General features: G+C 59.2%; 18 protein-coding genes and 1 tRNA gene. 9 read left to right on the plus strand and 10 right to left on the minus strand.

Features of this window, described 5'->3' with window-relative positions:
* The first annotated feature begins 12 nt into the window (after nt 1-12).
* The 3 genes from JQ611_RS37500 (at nt 13) to JQ611_RS37510 (ending at nt 2550) form a co-directional block, all read left to right on the plus strand.
* The gene (locus tag JQ611_RS37500) at nt 13-1257 is read left to right on the plus strand and encodes a DUF763 domain-containing protein (RefSeq protein WP_212468288.1); all 1245 of its coding nucleotides are present in this window, start codon (nt 13-15) and stop codon (nt 1255-1257) included.
* 378 nt (nt 1258-1635) lie between these two features.
* Nucleotides 1636-1824 (plus strand): CsbD family protein, encoded by a 189-nt coding sequence (locus tag JQ611_RS37505; protein ID WP_212269841.1) that lies wholly within the window; start codon nt 1636-1638, stop codon nt 1822-1824.
* Between the two features lie 507 nt (nt 1825-2331).
* A complete protein-coding gene (locus tag JQ611_RS37510; RefSeq protein WP_212468289.1) occupies nt 2332-2550 on the plus strand; it encodes a hypothetical protein in 219 nt (72 codons plus the stop codon).
* A gap of 63 nt (nt 2551-2613) precedes the next feature.
* On the opposite strand, the gene JQ611_RS37515 is transcribed toward JQ611_RS37510, so the two are convergent.
* Nucleotides 2614-2856, minus strand: a complete 243-nt coding sequence (locus tag JQ611_RS37515) for a hypothetical protein (protein WP_212468290.1) — start codon at nt 2854-2856, stop codon at nt 2614-2616.
* Between the two features lie 965 nt (nt 2857-3821).
* Between JQ611_RS37515 and JQ611_RS37520 the strand changes: the two genes are divergently transcribed.
* A complete protein-coding gene (locus JQ611_RS37520) occupies nt 3822-4139 on the plus strand; it encodes a PilZ domain-containing protein (RefSeq protein ID WP_212468291.1) in 318 nt (105 codons plus the stop codon).
* A gap of 906 nt (nt 4140-5045) precedes the next feature.
* Here the strand turns inward: JQ611_RS37520 and JQ611_RS37525 are convergent.
* The 4 genes from JQ611_RS37525 to JQ611_RS37540 all read right to left on the minus strand — a co-directional run bounded on the left by JQ611_RS37525 (nt 5046) and on the right by JQ611_RS37540 (nt 6408).
* Entirely contained in the window at nt 5046-5216 is a 171-nt protein-coding gene (locus JQ611_RS37525; protein ID WP_212468292.1) for a hypothetical protein, read from the minus strand.
* Nucleotides 5217-5240: 24 nt separating this feature from the next.
* Nucleotides 5241-5435, minus strand: a complete 195-nt coding sequence (locus tag JQ611_RS37530) for a hypothetical protein (protein ID WP_212468293.1) — start codon at nt 5433-5435, stop codon at nt 5241-5243.
* On the minus strand, nt 5432-5632 hold the full coding sequence (locus JQ611_RS37535; protein WP_249133770.1) for a hypothetical protein: 201 nt from the start codon (nt 5630-5632) through the stop codon (nt 5432-5434). Before JQ611_RS37535 ends, JQ611_RS37530 begins: the two co-directional genes overlap by 4 nt.
* 578 nt (nt 5633-6210) lie before the next feature.
* Entirely contained in the window at nt 6211-6408 is a 198-nt protein-coding gene (locus tag JQ611_RS37540) for a hypothetical protein (protein ID WP_212269968.1), read from the minus strand.
* 100 nt (nt 6409-6508) lie between these two features.
* Here JQ611_RS37540 and JQ611_RS37545 point away from each other — a divergent pair, with 100 nt between their 5' ends.
* The 5 genes from JQ611_RS37545 (at nt 6509) to JQ611_RS37565 (ending at nt 9974) form a co-directional block, all read left to right on the plus strand.
* The gene (locus JQ611_RS37545; protein WP_212468294.1) at nt 6509-7105 is read left to right on the plus strand and encodes a twin-arginine translocation signal domain-containing protein; all 597 of its coding nucleotides are present in this window, start codon (nt 6509-6511) and stop codon (nt 7103-7105) included.
* The gene (locus JQ611_RS37550) at nt 7102-7374 is read left to right on the plus strand and encodes a hypothetical protein (protein WP_212468295.1); all 273 of its coding nucleotides are present in this window, start codon (nt 7102-7104) and stop codon (nt 7372-7374) included. Before JQ611_RS37545 ends, JQ611_RS37550 begins: the two co-directional genes overlap by 4 nt.
* A 733-nt stretch (nt 7375-8107) precedes the next feature.
* Entirely contained in the window at nt 8108-8485 is a 378-nt protein-coding gene (locus JQ611_RS37555) for a hypothetical protein (protein ID WP_212468296.1), read from the plus strand.
* Complete coding sequence (locus JQ611_RS37560) at nt 8485-8742, plus strand: hypothetical protein (protein ID WP_212468297.1); 258 nt, start codon at nt 8485-8487, stop codon at nt 8740-8742. The genes JQ611_RS37555 and JQ611_RS37560 overlap by 1 nt, the downstream gene beginning before the upstream one ends.
* Nucleotides 8742-9974: a site-specific integrase gene (locus tag JQ611_RS37565; protein WP_212468298.1), complete on the plus strand. Its 1233-nt coding sequence runs from the start codon at nt 8742-8744 to the stop codon at nt 9972-9974. The genes JQ611_RS37560 and JQ611_RS37565 overlap by 1 nt, the downstream gene beginning before the upstream one ends.
* 57 nt (nt 9975-10031) lie before the next feature.
* Here the strand turns inward: JQ611_RS37565 and JQ611_RS37570 are convergent.
* The 5 genes from JQ611_RS37570 to JQ611_RS37590 all read right to left on the minus strand — a co-directional run bounded on the left by JQ611_RS37570 (nt 10032) and on the right by JQ611_RS37590 (nt 14134).
* Nucleotides 10032-10107, minus strand: a tRNA-Lys gene (locus JQ611_RS37570).
* Between the two features lie 277 nt (nt 10108-10384).
* Nucleotides 10385-10978, minus strand: a complete 594-nt coding sequence (locus JQ611_RS37575) for a Spy/CpxP family protein refolding chaperone (RefSeq protein ID WP_212468299.1) — start codon at nt 10976-10978, stop codon at nt 10385-10387.
* A gap of 124 nt (nt 10979-11102) precedes the next feature.
* Nucleotides 11103-12428: a TRAP transporter large permease gene (locus JQ611_RS37580; protein ID WP_212468300.1), complete on the minus strand. Its 1326-nt coding sequence runs from the start codon at nt 12426-12428 to the stop codon at nt 11103-11105.
* Nucleotides 12425-13000, minus strand: a complete 576-nt coding sequence (locus JQ611_RS37585; RefSeq protein ID WP_212468301.1) for a TRAP transporter small permease — start codon at nt 12998-13000, stop codon at nt 12425-12427. Before JQ611_RS37585 ends, JQ611_RS37580 begins: the two co-directional genes overlap by 4 nt.
* A gap of 132 nt (nt 13001-13132) precedes the next feature.
* Nucleotides 13133-14134, minus strand: a complete 1002-nt coding sequence (locus JQ611_RS37590; protein WP_212468302.1) for a TRAP transporter substrate-binding protein — start codon at nt 14132-14134, stop codon at nt 13133-13135.
* Nucleotides 14135-14483: the final 349 nt, after the last annotated feature.

Raw genomic sequence — 14483 nt, forward strand, 5'->3', positions numbered from 1 at the left:
GTGCGATTCGAAATGGCAAGACGTTCCGGCACCGCGATTCTTCCCCTGCATGGCGGGCGGGTACCGCCCTGGCTGGCGACACGCATGTCTTCCCTCGGCGCCGTCATTGCTCAGGCGATCGTCCACCATTACGGCCGGGACGAATTCCTCCAAAGACTAGCCCATCCATTCTGGTTCCAGTCGTTCGGCGCAGTCATGGGCATGGACTGGCACTCCTCCGGCATCACCACCAGCGTCATCGGCGCACTCAAGCGCGGGCTGGGACCGCTTTCAGGCGAGCTTGGCATCCACGTCTGCGGCGGACGAGGACAGCATTCGCGGAAGACGCCAGACGAATTGCGGTTGCTGGGCGAGCGCGTCGGTTTCGACGGTGCTAAGCTCACCCGCGCGAGCCGCTTGGTCGCCAAAGTCGACAGCGCCGCCGTCCAGGATGGCTTCGATCTCTACCTGCACGGGTTCTTCGTGACCGACGACGGCAAATGGACGGTCGTGCAGCAGGGCATGAACGCCGACAATAAGCAGGCGCGGCGGTACCATTGGCATTCAGGGGACCTGAAGAGCTTCGTCGACGAACCGCATAGCGGGATCGAGGGACCCGCGCAGGGCGAGATCGTGAACCTAACCGACAGGCGCGCCGAGGCCTCTCGCAGCGCCCAGCTGCAGTTGCTGACCTGCTTGGGCCCCGACCGTATCGTTTCGGAGCTGTCCGCCCTAGCGGGCGAGGTCCCGGCGCAAGCCTTGCTTCCGCATCTCGTCATGCCGGCGCATCACGACGTCCGATCGAGCGATGTCTTTACGCGGCGGCTTCACGGCACGCTCGCAGCAGCGGCCGAGCGCGGCCCAGTGGATTTCCGAGAACTCCTGCTAACGCCCGGCGTCGGAGCGCGCACGGTCCGGTCGCTCGCCATGGTGGCAGAGGTCGTGCACGGGACCCCATACCGCTTTCTAGACCCCGCCCGCTTCTCACTCGCCCATGGCGGCAAGGATCGCCACCCCTACCCGGTCCCCCTGAAGGTCTACGACGAGACCATCCGGGTGATGAAGTCCGCGGTGCTGCAAGCAAAGCTCGGACGGGACGAGGAGATGCAGGCCCTGAAACGCCTCGACAGCCAAGCCCGCCGCCTTGAGGTCGTTGCCGGGGGTCCGTCGCTCGAGTCCTTTAATGCCGTTGAACGCGCGGCCTCGCCGGCGCTGGACGGCAGATCAGTATTCGGCTGGGAGAAAGATTTGGCTGCGAAAAGGTCTGCTGGTTCTTAGCTGGGGTGGCTGGTCGGGGAAAACGCCTCTCAGACGTCGCCGGAACCGCCGCCAGTGGTTCAGCTAAGGGAGCAGCTCTATTGACCAGGCAGGCCAACAGACGGCTTCAGAATCGTGTCGGTCACCGGCCGACTGGAACGTTCGGCAGATTGGAAGCACGGTGGCCGTTGTGCGAGGCGATCGCCTCACCATCTGGCTGGATATCCGATATGGCGGCGATGCCTTGTGTTCACTTTCGTACTCTGGCGTGCGAGCCACGCTACGTCCGTACCGAAAGCTCCAGGCGTGTAACCGCTGCAATCCGCGTGCTGGTCACCAAATCGTCAAGCAACTCCGGCGCCCTCCCTTCGTTACATCCGCTCACAAAGGAGAGTGATCATGGATAAAGACCGCATTGAAGGTGCCGCAAAACAGGCAAAGGGCACGATCAAAAAAACCGTCGGTAAGGTGACGGGCGATAGTAAGACCGAAGCCGAAGGAACTGCAGACAAGGCTGAGGGCAAGGTGCAAAATACCGTCGGCGGCATCAAGGATAAGGCTCGCGAAGTGCTCAACAGCGACAAGTAAAGCATCGAAGCTGGTGGGTCGTCGTATCGACCCTGGTGGGTCGTCGCAAGCCGGACCTATGGTTTGGTCCCGTACGTCCGGCTTTTTTTCAATGTTATGGACCACTCTCACTTTCGATTCTTCTTGCTCTTGTCGAATTTGTCGAATTTCTAAGTCCAGTACGGGCGATCTGGATAAGTTTTTTCCTGGCAGAGTTACGACCGGTACTGAGGGATTTGGGCATGCCCGTCAACTGCAACGGTGGCATGATCGATCCCAGAGAGTATACTCAAAGTGCGAGCCTTGATGGTCGCCTGCCGTTAGACCGGAATGAACATGCTTGTTCCTACGCAGGCGGTCGTACTCTCCGACCAACTCCTTATTGGATCTACGAGCGCGAGTACGACCGGCGCGGCAGAGACGTGCTTCAAGGCACCAACAACACCAAAGGCACCGCTTTGGCGGGCCTTTTTTTTGTTCCGCAGCCAGCAAATAGGAACGCCACTGTGCGCGGGCCGTTCTGCCCCCATGCAGATATTTTCCTACAGCGTCACGGACCTCACCGATTACGAGTCGCCATCCGACGAAATCCTGCTGGACGAGCAGGAGGTTCCGTCGTTCGCGGCCCGGGTGGCGCGCGAGATGCTGACCGCGATGCCGGAGCTGAAGCTCAAAGGAATGTGCCTCGCGGTCTACAACAGAGAAGGCACGCCGGTCGTGATCGCTCCGCTGGACCCCATTCAATAATGCCCTTGGCCAACTTCAACAAGCTGAGTCTGGACGCCCTTACGGCGTCGTGCAGTGAAGTCATCATAAACCTGTATAATTTTTGTTCGGGATGCAGAAGGCCGGGGGCGCCTCCAGTCCTTGAAGATGGGTGCCTTTTAACCGGGGATGCCGTCCTAGACGGCGCAGGTTATGAGAAATAATGGAAAACGAATGCCAGTCAGAAAACGCCGCGGCCAGCCCGGCAATAAGAATGCGGTAAAACATGGCAGGCACAGCGAGCCGGTTCGAGCCGCGCGGGTTGCTACGGCGAAACGGATTACGCATATCAATGCCTACGCTCGAGCTGCGAATGACATGAACAGCCCAGATGCTATTTCCGTCGGCGTCGCGTTCCCTTAGTCACTCGGTTTTGGCCCGTTTTGAGGCCACCCAGCCGTTTCGCATTTCGGGCAACATGGTGCCGGTATCTCTGAATTATTTCATCACTTGATGTGCCGACCATCAGACTAACCGCGGCTTCGGAAGCCGCAAGTATCTTTTCGCTGACCATTAGTTTAGCTTCGCGCCGGCCAGACCTGCCGCCGCGCATCAGCTTCATCGTTCGCAGCGCGATTACGCGATTTTTACCGCGCCGGGTACATTAGGGAACGATGGCGACCGCCGAGACTCAGGTCTGCAATGCGTCACTCAGCCCGACGTAAATCAGCCGGCACTCGGCTGCGTCGGTTCGGAGCTTTTCTAGTTGTTTTTGATAGTCTTGCATGGCGGGGCACTCCAGCTAGCCATGAACCCACTCCACACCGCTAATTCTTGCCAAAAATTCACGCCAAATCAATGTAGCCATTGCCCAGGATTCCCATGGGCGGGTGGGCCCGGCGCATGTTGTCCGGCAAGGTCTTGCGTTGGGCGCCCTCTCAAAAAGCGACGGCCCTGGAGCGCGTAATCCAGGGCCGTCCGGGGTCTTGCATGTATATCGTGCTCGGGGGACAGGCACGACGCGGCGCTAATTCGGAAACCAGCCTTAACGTTCCATACTGCGCAGCCGTTATTTGATACTGCTACCGCCAAGTGGTTGGCCTTGATGGTGTGGCGAGCGCGGGCTGGTCACGACGCGGTGTGCACCATCTCTAATCCCGCGAGAAGTGAGCGATCCGGCATTATTCTTTAACCATCCACCCATATCGTTTTGAGCAATCGCGGAATGCCCCCAAGGCCCCGCGAGAATCGCGTAAGAGGCCCGCTGGCGGGCAAGAGCCAGCCGGCCTCTCGTCTCATGGCGGAGCACGCCGATGGCAGAGCAGCGATCACATCGCCGGGTCGTGTTTGAGCGTGGCCAACCTGCGTACATGATGGCCATCGACGGCACTTGGCGGCGTACCTGCGTGATGGAAGACGCGTCGGACGGCGGCGCAAAGCTGACGGTCGAGGGTCCCCTCGAAGGGCTCCAGCTAAACGAATTTTTCCTGCTGCTTTCCTCGACTGGGCTTGCCTATCGCCGCTGCGGATTAGCTTGGGTCAATGGTGACCAATTAGGCGTCACGTTCTTGAAGCGGAGCAACGTGAAGCGAAGCGCCCAGACCAAGCCAAAAAGTGAGGCGCCCGCCTAGTCGCCGCTGGCTTTCGCAATGTCGGCCTTGTGTAAATCCTTGCGAGCCGGTCCATTCGCCAGATGGCACTACCGCCCAAGGCTGGATAGAAACACCGCGACGACCCGCCGGTTCACCCCGGCGGGTTTTTCTTTGCCCGCGAAAACGGCGCCTTATACGAGGCTGACAACGGCGAGAACAAGTTCGGCGCCGAATTCGCTCGATGCCAGCGCGATCAATGTTCCGGCACAGATGGCCAAAATAGCGGTGATTTTGAGAGTAATCATTTTGAAAATCCCCGGTCATTGGGGCGAGACCATTCCCGCCAGCCAGTAATCGGGGAAATACGCGGGGATCAGGTTGGCGTATGTGATTTTTAGCACAAATGGCTCTGCACGGATTTGAACCGTGCACGCAGTTGGAACGACGCCCCGCCCTAACCGGCGGGGCTTTCTTCTTGGCGTTAGGAACGATCCGGCGCCGCAGGAATCGAATCTGCGCTCTCGGTGGATTCCTCAGGGAGAAAACCCTCATTTGGGTTGGCGGCCTTTGGTGCAGCGTGGCGTTCTCCGCGCCGGGGCCGTTTGCATGTCGCGGCTACCAGGGTTGATGCCATAGAAAACGGCCCCATCGCTTAGCGCGCTGAGGCCGGTAAGTTGCCGTGTCCATTCCCTACGTGTCCTTTCGGATACCCCATCAACGCCGGCCTTTGCCACTTGTTCCCGAAATTCAGTGTATGTTTTTTAGCAACCTTATCCCGCGCCGGCGGTATCTTCTCCGCTGGGTATTGCAATTTCCAGCTCAGGAGCAGCGCCACCAAGCATTATTCGGCTCGGGGGCGCTGTTTCCGTTAGTGGCCTGTTGGAATGGGCGAGTGGTCTAATTCGGCGAATACCTTAGCGGCCCCAGCGCATCCGTCGCGGCAGGTCACTTTTCCCTCGCCGTCTTCAGAAAACTTTTCCGCGAATAAATGGCGCCGATGGAGCGCTTCATTTTCAGTGCGATCAAGGTGACGGCCATTCCGGAAACCAGTAGTTTACGCAGCTGATCGTCATCCGTAAGTGTCCAGGGGCGGCCTGCTGGACGGGGACCGCTCATTTCCCCATCGCCTTCGGCCCCAGCTTACAGGCCACCAGACAACGCCCTCATTTCCGGAGCGATCGCCACTTTCTGAAGTTCAAGCTCGTTCCGCAAAGGATCGGTCCACTCGAGGCGCTGGGCTTGGTCGATAAGCTGCCCCAGTTTTCGGTCCAAGCGCTTGTACTCTCCTGCCGCGGAGATTGAACGCTTCATGAGGGTTTCGATTGGATCGTTCATTTTCCCTTCGCCTTCAGCCCCGCTTCGCGTGCTATCCGCTCGGCCTTTAGCCGCTCCCGATTTTCATCGAAGGACTTCTTTGCCTTCTCATGCTCGCTTGTGGCCGTTTTTGTCTCGACCTTCTTGAAGGCCTTTTCGGCCTCCCGCTCTGCAGCTGTTGTTATCTTTCGCTTCATCACTTCTTCGCCTTCAGCCATCTCTACAAGCCGCCGTGGACAATCAACTCAGCCCGGCTAGGGCTGCCTTTCACGATAAAGCCTCCGATGCTGACATCGACAACTCGCCCATCGCTCAATCTAAGCTGAGCTCCGCTCGCACTTTGCGCATATGTCAAAACGGCAGGGCCGGCTTCGACCCAACCTTCCGCGCGCATAATGGTGTCTCAAAGAGGGTAATTTCATACTCGACGGGCGATTCTTCAGCCCCTTTGACGAACAGCGTGCCCGTTCCGCGAAATCGGGTGGGGTCTGTCATTTCGTCTTCGCCTTCAGTACAACAGGGGCGCGCATTGCTGCCCGTCCCAACTCGGTCAAACGGATTTCGGTTCGCGGTTTCATTCCGCGAAGTTCTATCCAACCATGGCCCCGTATCCGATCGAGCATACCAGGGCCAGCCGGCACAGGTAGGTGAGCCACCACCTTCCATTCAGCAAACTGAGATGCTGCATCACCGCGCGTTGGCTCATGTTGGCGGCGAGTACTGGAGTATCCTGGATCATTACTCCGCGCCTCCTGTCAGCCGGGAAATCAGCCGCTTTGATCCGACGGAGGTCGGCTCATTTCGCCTTTGCCTTCAGGCCGATCTCGACCAACCTGCGGATTGCTTCAGAAATGTTCGGCAAGTCCGGCTGATGCCGGCGCCAGTCGTCAATCTTCTTCACCCAGGAAGCCGAGGCGACCAGGTTGAGGCGTCGGGTTTCGGTCTCGGGATCGAGCTTGGGCGGCATCAGTGCATCGTGATTCTGTCTATTCATCTTAACACCCGTCTTGCGTAAGTTCCTATCATATGTATCATACACATGATAGGCGAACCGTACGATAGGGTCGGACACCTGCAATAAGGGAGCATGCACAATGTCAACTACGATGGATGCAAACTCGCCATTGTCCTCCAGGCGGGGATTTCTTGCTAAGGCTGCTGGCGTCGCCGCTGGTAGCGCCGTTCTCGCTCTGGCGACAATTCCGCCCGGTGCGGTCGAAGCCGCTCCGGGGCCGTCTGTGTTAGCTCTGGACGGCACGAAGGTAAGTCAAGAACTCCGGGACCTTGTCCATGCCCTGCAAGATGCCGACGAGATCTTGATAGCGGCGCACGCCGCTTATGATGCAGAATATGTACGGTATCGAGAGTGGTTGAAGCAGCAGCCCGAGCCGACCGGCCCCAGCCGGCGGGCATATCGCAGATGGGACGGCCGTCAAAAGAAATACATGCGCGGCAACAACTTCTTTGCAACGCAAGATGCGCATGAGGTTGCCTGCCGGGCCCACCGCGACGCGCGCAAGGCCATCGCCGAATATCGAGCGCGTGACATGAACGAGCTGGCCCATAAGGCCTGTCTTGTTTGCGTCTTCGAGGGCGGCTTCGACGATAAGCCGCGCGGCTATATGAAGCCCATCATGGCCATGGGGGTGGCTCTCGACCTAGCACGCATGAGCGCAGGCGTTTCAGCATGAGCAAGCTGCTTGATACCTACGGCGTGCAGGAAGTGTTCGTCGAAGCGCTGGCGCGCGTGGAGCGCATCGGGCCTAACCGCCGGCTCGTGTTCGTCATCCCACGGCCGGCCGTCGACTACACCGACGGGGCTTGCAGCCGGGAGCAAGGCGCCGTGATCCAGCTTGCCCTGTCAGCGGATGCAGCGTTTCAGGTCGCTCAGGCGATCCTTAACGATGGAGGCCATCCGTTGGCCGCGCTGGAATCCGTATCGACGGCACGGGCAAACTAAAACAAACAACGGCTCGCCGGGCAACTCGGCGGGCTTCCCATTCGAGGCAACTCGATCACGCCGACGTTCGGCGGCGCCGCCGAATGAGTCGCCAGTTGCTGTTATGCCCGACCTACTATCTCACTCGCCAAATCGTGATGCCGTCCCTACCCCAAACCATCTGGTATTATCTTGGTATGGCGCGAGTGTTTTGGGTCCGGCGCAAAGCATTCAACTGCCGGAAAAACCAGTACTTGTGCGGTGCCGCATGTTGCACTCCGGGTACAGATTCAGTGGATTCCAGCACATTCTTGAGCTGGCGAGTCGTTTAGCATGACTATTGCATTGCGTGATGGAGTCACTCGCATCACCATACTCTACGTGTTCGGCGGGGGTTTGATGGGCACGATTTCAAACCGCTAGCGAATCTAAAAAATAAGGAGCATCGGCAAAGGACATGAGTGGTGAATTGCCTGAAAGCTACTGTGACGGCGCGAGTGTTTTGGGTTGCCCAAGTAACGACAAGTGTAGCTGTGAACGTTAATTCGGTGAGGGTGGGGGAATTGGGCATAAGTCCATTTAGTCGCACCTGATGCTTCCGCTAGAATTAGAGTCGCTAACCAGTTGATCCCCGTAGCCAACGGGTTAAGTGCGAAACAGATTTCCCGAATTTCATTGGGCCTCGGTTTCGCAAAATGCGAACCACGACGCGCTTGTGGCTTGGCTGGCCGAGCGCCCAATGGAGACTTATTTAATGTCGCGAGGATTGGGACGTATACAGCGGGAAGTGCTGGCGCTTATCGCTGCTAGGCGCATTCGAGACAAGGAATGCGACCTTGATACGTACCAGCTGACGCGGCTCGTTTACGACGTAAAGCCGGACGAGAACGACTTCCACCGGTTGACCGACGCGCAAGTTGTAGCTGTGCGGCGCGCGCTTCGCGGACTCGAACGTGCTGGCATGGTTGCTCGCCTGTATCGCACCAGTCAAAACCGCGAGGTATGGGCGACGGCGGAGCGAGCAGCGCAGCATGAGCGCGAGATGGGAGTAAGGCGGGCACGTTGGGGTAAGTGTTCTCTTCCGGGCGCGGCCGCCGCCGAAGAGAACACTTACAATGCAGGGGCTGCCTGATGTCCCGCGCCGTATCAATCCCGCTCGGCTCATGGCCACTCGAAATGACGGCAGATATTGCCGCGGGATACTGCGGCGAGCCAAGCACGGATGCCTTTTTAGCGAAAGTTGCAAAAGGTCATTACCCGCAGCCTATCAAGTGCAAGGGAATGCTGCCGAAGTGGCACCGATTTAAACTTGATGCCGCGATAGCGCAAAGACACGGTCTTCAGGTCGGCGCTTCGCTAATTGCTGAAGATGTGACGGCGTTGATCTGATGAAACGTAAACCGCTGGGCTGGCCCGATTATATGGAAGCGAAGCCCTCGAAGGGAGGCGCCAGGTACTATTGGAATGCACCGAGCTGGGCGCGTAAGCGCGGCTGTCCAATCAAGAGCGAGGCCCTCGGCACCGAATACGGGGCGGCTAAGGCGCGCTGCGATACGTTCTTAAATCCGCTTTTCGATAGCTGGCGCACAGGCGGCGCTAGCGACGCCATTGTTCAGAAACGAGCAGCTGTGGGCTCATTCGACTGGGTAATCGCGACCTACAAGGCGACCGGCAAATATACCAAGCGGCCGGCGCGAACGCGGGCCAGCTATGACCGAGCCCTCGCCTCTGTTGCCGACTATCGGCTAACGGATGGGCGCCGGTTCGGTTCGCTGTCGGTTAAGAGCGTGACGCCGAGTGTGGTTGAGCGCCTTTACGAAAAGCTGAAGGTGGACTCTTCGGGTAAGCCTCGCCATCGCAGTGCCCTGCTCTCGGTGTCTGTTTGCAAGCTTGCGTGGTCAGCTGCTAATCGCGCGCATGAAACAGTCGTTGCTAGCGCAAATCCGTTCGTTGGGCTTGAAATCGAATATGACCCGAAGAAAAACCGGGCAGCAACGCAGCAACAGCTTCAGATATTCGTGGCTGCGGCTGATGCGGATGGATCTGGTTCGCTCGGCACGGCGGCAATGATCGCCTATTACTGGCTTCCTCGCGAGGAAGATATCTTCCAACGTTTCGCATGGACGGATTACCGCCCGGCCGAATTCCCGAACCATGTTTTGGTTTGGCATCATAAAAACCGAAAAAGCAAAAAGGTGCCGGTGCCGCTGTTTGATGGCGAAGACGGAGCGTCCCTGTGGCCAGAGATGGTCGCGCGCCTGGATGCCGTTGCTAAAACCGGCACGCTCGTCGTGATGCGGGATTCTCCGGACCCCAGGAAGAAAATTCATCTGCCGTGGACAACGGGCGGACAGAACCCCATGCGCTACGTTCAAGGCGAGGTGCGCCGAATCTGTCGCGCCGCAGGACTACCCGACACGATCACGTTCACTAGCTTCAGGCATGGCGGCCACACAGACGGCGCCGATGCCGGACTGACTGACGCCCAGATGCGGGCGTTGGGCGGTCATAAAACGACCGCCGCCTTGCTGCGGTACGCAAAAGAGACAGACAAGCAACAGCAAGTTGGTGCGCGTAAGCGACTGGAAGCCAGAACAAAGAAGGGGAATTTGTCAGAATAAGCAGGTGATGACTTGTCAGAATGACAATTCAAAAGCTTGTTAAGTGCTTGAAAAGCTTGGTGGGCGCACCAGGGCTCGAACCTGGGACCCGATGATTAAGAGTCATCTGCTCTACCAACTGAGCTATGCGCCCGGACTTGGTCCGGAAAAGCCTTCGCAAGAGGGCGTCGTTTAGCAAAGCGATTCCCCGATGTCCAGCAAACTGGAGCGAGTTTTCCCGGCCTTTGGCACGGGCCCGGAAAGGCAAAAAGCCGCTGGATTTCAGCGGCTTCCGCCCCTAGAGCCTTTTCCGTTCCGATTGAATCGGAACGGGGCTCTAGATTCAATGATTTGACGCGCTTTCTTGACGCGAACCGGTATCCACTTCGCTGGAAAACGCTCTACCCGGGCCGACCTCGGCAAACCGGTGCTCAGAGCCGCTCCGGGCCCCCTCGGTCCGGCCCGTCATCCCGGTCGTAGCGGTTGCGGTTGTAGCCGCGGTCCCGGCCGCCATCGTCGCGATCCCGCTCAAACCGCTCCATGCGGCGCTCCCGCCAGCCTTCGCCATGGCCGCGAAACCGGTCCATTCCGGTCAGGACGGCCAGGCGGCGCTTTTGGCCGTCATCCAGCGTCTTGTAAAGCGGATCGGCCGCGTCAGCGATTTTCTTCATGGCGGCCGCCGAAGTCGCCATGTTGTCGGCGCGCTCGCGCAGGCGCGTCAGCGGATCATCCGGTTTCTGCTGGCTCGAATCGTCCCGCCGCGCATCCATCCGCGCATTGGCGCGATCGATCCGCAGTTTGGCGAATTCCCGCACCGCGGTTTCCACCGCCGGCCACAGCTTTTCCTGGTCGGCGGTCAGCTTGAGCCCGGCATGCACGGAGGCGATCCGCGCGTCGGCAAACGCCGCCCGGTCTTCCGGGTTCATCCGCGTATGCCCGTAGCCCCAATGACGTTGCTGGGCATAGACCGCCGTAGAACCGGCGATGGCGAGCACCGCGACCGCGGCGATGGCGAACTTCCTCATGCTGACCTCCGTTGAAAGGTTGCATGAAGATGGTCCCGCGGCTGCCGGCAATCAACTTAACGATAGGCAAGAGTGCCTTCCCTTACCAAGATGTAATGTCGATGAACTTCGTCTGTCCAGATCGTTAAAGCATCCCGAGGGTACGCGGCAGCCACAACGACAATTCCGGGATGTAGGTGATGAGGCCGAGGAAAACCAGGAGCGTGATCAGCCATGGCAAAACCGCGATCGACAATTCCGTAATGCCCATCTTGGCTATCCCGGAGGCCACATAGAGATTAAGTCCGACCGGCGGATGGCACATGCCGATTTCCATGTTGACCACGACGATGATGCCGAAATGCACCGGATGAATGCCGAGCTTGACCGCGATCGGATACAGGATCGGCGCCATGATCAGAACGATCGACGACGGCTCCATCACGTTGCCGGCCAGTAGCAGCAGCAGGTTCACCACCAGGAGGAAGGTGATCCAGTTGATGCCGCTGTCGGTGATCCAGTTCGACATCGCCTGCGGGATCTGCTCGCTCGTCATCAGGAACGAGAACAGCACCGCGTTGGTGACGATGTAGAGGATCATCGCGCTCATGTTCGCGGACGCGAGCAGGACCTTGGGCACGTCCCTGAACTTCAGGTCCTTGTAGATGAACATCTCGATCAGGAAGGCGTACACCGCACTCATGGCGGCGGCTTCGGTCGGCGTGAACCAGCCCAGATAGATGCCGCCCAGCACCACGACGATCAGCGAAATGCCCCAGATCGAATCCAAAAAGGCACGCCAGGCCTCGCCCCACGTCGCCTTGGGCACTTTCGGATAGTTGTTCTTCCAGGCGCGATACCAGGTGGTGGTGGAGAGCATGATCGCCAGGATCACACCCGGCACCATGCCGGCCATGAACAATTGCCCGACCGACGCGGAGCTGACCCTCTCACCGGCGGGGCCGAAGTAAACCGCGCCGCTGGTCGACACCGCATAGATCACCATGATGATCGAGGGCGGAATGAGGTTGCCGAGCGCGCCGCCGGTGACGATCACGCCCGCGGCAAAGCGCTTGGGATAACCGACCGACAACATCGCCGGCAACATGATCGATCCGATCGCGACCACGGTCGCCGGCGAAGATCCCGACACCGCTGAGAACAGCGCCGCCGCCATCGTGGCGGCGATGCCCAGGCCGCCGGCCCAATGGCCGATCATCGTCCGTGCGAATTCGATCATTCGCCGCGCGACGCCGCCATGGGTGAGGAAATTGCCGGCGAGGATGAAGAACGGGATCGCCATGATCTCGAACTTCTCGATGCCGGTGAACAGCTTGAGCGCCACCGACTCGATCGGCACCGTCGTCATGAAGAACAGGAACGACAGCACGGTCAGGCCGAGCGAAATCGAGATCGGCATGCCCGTCAGCATCAGCGCGATCAGCAGGCCGAAGATGATGAGGGCGCTCATCGGGTGATCCCCGCAGCGCCGGCACCGGGAGCATCGACCTCGATGCCCTCGACCTGCGTTTCATCGTGATGCGGCAGATGGCCGGTGCGCCAGAAATTACGCGCCACCTGCAGGAAGCGGAAGCACATCAGATAGGAGCCGAGCGGAACGCAGAGATAGATGATCCAGCTCGGCATTTCCATGTCGGGGGTCACCTGGTCGGTGTGGTACAACCCCCAGACGAACTTCGCACCCATCGAGCCGACGACGAACGTAAACAGCGCGCCGCACAGCAGACTGAACATGACGGTGATTTTGCGCTTTTCCGGACCGAGCTTGTTGACCAGCACGTCGACGCCGACATGGATGCCGGTTCGCACGCCGTAGGCGGCGCCGAACTTCGCCATCCACACGAACATGATGATGCAGAGTTCCTGCGCCCAGGCCAGGTTGATCGGAAACAGCAGCGGATAGAACAGGGGAACGCCGACCAGATAGCGGTGGACCACCGCGATAAAAATGATCACGGTCGCCGCAGCGATCAGAAACGTAATCAGCCATTCCTCAAGCCGATCGAGGATGCGTAGAAACATCAATTCCCCCCGTGCCGATCATTCCAATCCCGGGCCGGGTTGGTGATCCTGCGCGCCCCGCCGCCTTCAGCCGGCCGCGGCCCCAGACATCGAAGGGCTTCCGCGCCGAAGCCCGGAAGCCCTGATGTCGTCCTAGTTGGTCGCGCCCCTCGTCTCCTTGAGGAATTCGTCGATCAGCGGCTGGCCGACGCGGCTTGCGACGTCCTTGTAGACCGGCTCCATCGCCTTGCGCATGGCGGCGTCCTGATCGGGCGTCAGCGTCAGGATTTCGCTCTTGCCGGACTTCTTGATTTCCGCAAACGCGTCGTCGTTTTCCTTCTGCGACTGGCCGTTGCCGTAGGCGGTGGCTTCCTTCATGGCCTTGTCGAGCTGGCCACGAATATCTTCCGGCAATCCGTCCCAGAATTTCTTGTTCACGACCACGACATAGCCGATGTAGCCGTGGTTGGTGACGGCGATGTGCTTCTGCACTTCGTGCATTTTCTGGGTGTAGATGTTCGACCAGGAGTTTTCCTGACCATCGACGACGCCGGTCTGCAGCGCCTGATAGACCTCGGAGAACGCCATCACCTGCGGGATCACGCCCAGCGACCGCATCTGCGCCTCCAGCACTTTCGAGGACTGGATGCGGAACTTGAGGCCCTTGTAGTCGGCGGGCGTGACCAGCTTCTTGTTGGCGGTCATCACCTTGAAGCCGTTATCCCAATAGGCGAGACCGGTCATTCCCTTGGAATCGAGCAGCTTCAGAAGCTTTGCGCCGAGCGGCCCGTCGGTGACTTTACGCAGCGTCTTCAGGTCGGGGAGGATGTACGGCAGATCGAACACCTCGAACTCCTTGACGCCGATCGGGCCGAACTTGGCGTTCGAGGGCGCCAGCATCTGCACCGCGCCGAGCTGCAGCGCTTCCAGCTCTTCCTTGTCCTTGTAGAGCTGCGAATTCGGGTAGACCTCGACCTTGACCTTGCCGGCGGTGTATTTCTCGGCGAGCTCCTTGAATTTCTCGGTCGCCAGCCCCTTCGGCGTGTTCGGCGCAACCACGTGGCTGAACTTGATGATGATCGGCGACTGCGCCGACGCCGGGCCCACCAGGGCCAAAGCTGCAATCGATGCCGCAGCCAATATCAATTTCTTCATGTTTCCTCCCACGTAATTTTTTGCGGAGCGCGAACACCCGGCTCCGAAGCTTGTATGCCACCGAACCAATACAGAGAAGCCGGGCAAAACGCCATTGCCCGTTAGCAGGGGCCGGTCTTTGGAGGTTTGCTGCAGCGCAAAATGCGACATCCTGTCCATCCACGGTGTTCACCAAAGAGGCGGTTTGCTGCTTCGCAATGCAGGGACATGGTTCCGCGCCCTCGCCGCGCGATGCGCCCGAGCTTTGCCAGAAATTCCTTGCCCCCGAAATGAGAGGGCGCAGGGAAGACCGGGTGCGCGCTGCACCCGCGGTCTCGCGTGCGGTTTGCACAAAACAAAGTGCACACGA

The sequence above is a fragment of the Bradyrhizobium sp. AUGA SZCCT0182 genome (assembly GCF_018130185.1).
Lineage (GTDB): Bacteria > Pseudomonadota > Alphaproteobacteria > Rhizobiales > Xanthobacteraceae > Bradyrhizobium.

Excerpts from the sequence above, each read along its gene's own strand:
- JQ611_RS37540 (WP_212269968.1), bottom strand. The coding sequence starts at position 6,408 with ATGAATAGACAGAATCACGATGCACTGATGCCGCCCAAGCTCGATCCC.
- JQ611_RS37520 (WP_212468291.1), top strand. The coding sequence starts at position 3,822 with ATGGCAGAGCAGCGATCACATCGCCGGGTCGTGTTTGAGCGTGGCCAA.
- JQ611_RS37530 (WP_212468293.1), bottom strand. The coding sequence starts at position 5,435 with ATGAACGATCCAATCGAAACCCTCATGAAGCGTTCAATCTCCGCGGCA.
- JQ611_RS37510 (WP_212468289.1), top strand. The coding sequence starts at position 2,332 with ATGCAGATATTTTCCTACAGCGTCACGGACCTCACCGATTACGAGTCG.
- JQ611_RS37505 (WP_212269841.1), top strand. The coding sequence starts at position 1,636 with ATGGATAAAGACCGCATTGAAGGTGCCGCAAAACAGGCAAAGGGCACG.
- JQ611_RS37580 (WP_212468300.1), bottom strand. The coding sequence starts at position 12,428 with ATGAGCGCCCTCATCATCTTCGGCCTGCTGATCGCGCTGATGCTGACG.
- JQ611_RS37550 (WP_212468295.1), top strand. The coding sequence starts at position 7,102 with ATGAGCAAGCTGCTTGATACCTACGGCGTGCAGGAAGTGTTCGTCGAA.
- JQ611_RS37555 (WP_212468296.1), top strand. The coding sequence starts at position 8,108 with ATGTCGCGAGGATTGGGACGTATACAGCGGGAAGTGCTGGCGCTTATC.
- JQ611_RS37575 (WP_212468299.1), bottom strand. The coding sequence starts at position 10,978 with ATGAGGAAGTTCGCCATCGCCGCGGTCGCGGTGCTCGCCATCGCCGGT.
- JQ611_RS37560 (WP_212468297.1), top strand. The coding sequence starts at position 8,485 with ATGTCCCGCGCCGTATCAATCCCGCTCGGCTCATGGCCACTCGAAATG.
- JQ611_RS37590 (WP_212468302.1), bottom strand. The coding sequence starts at position 14,134 with ATGAAGAAATTGATATTGGCTGCGGCATCGATTGCAGCTTTGGCCCTG.
- JQ611_RS37585 (WP_212468301.1), bottom strand. The coding sequence starts at position 13,000 with ATGTTTCTACGCATCCTCGATCGGCTTGAGGAATGGCTGATTACGTTT.
- JQ611_RS37535 (WP_249133770.1), bottom strand. The coding sequence starts at position 5,632 with ATGGCTGAAGGCGAAGAAGTGATGAAGCGAAAGATAACAACAGCTGCA.
- JQ611_RS37545 (WP_212468294.1), top strand. The coding sequence starts at position 6,509 with ATGTCAACTACGATGGATGCAAACTCGCCATTGTCCTCCAGGCGGGGA.
- JQ611_RS37500 (WP_212468288.1), top strand. The coding sequence starts at position 13 with ATGGCAAGACGTTCCGGCACCGCGATTCTTCCCCTGCATGGCGGGCGG.
- JQ611_RS37515 (WP_212468290.1), bottom strand. The coding sequence starts at position 2,856 with ATGCGTAATCCGTTTCGCCGTAGCAACCCGCGCGGCTCGAACCGGCTC.
- JQ611_RS37565 (WP_212468298.1), top strand. The coding sequence starts at position 8,742 with ATGAAACGTAAACCGCTGGGCTGGCCCGATTATATGGAAGCGAAGCCC.
- JQ611_RS37525 (WP_212468292.1), bottom strand. The coding sequence starts at position 5,216 with ATGAGCGGTCCCCGTCCAGCAGGCCGCCCCTGGACACTTACGGATGAC.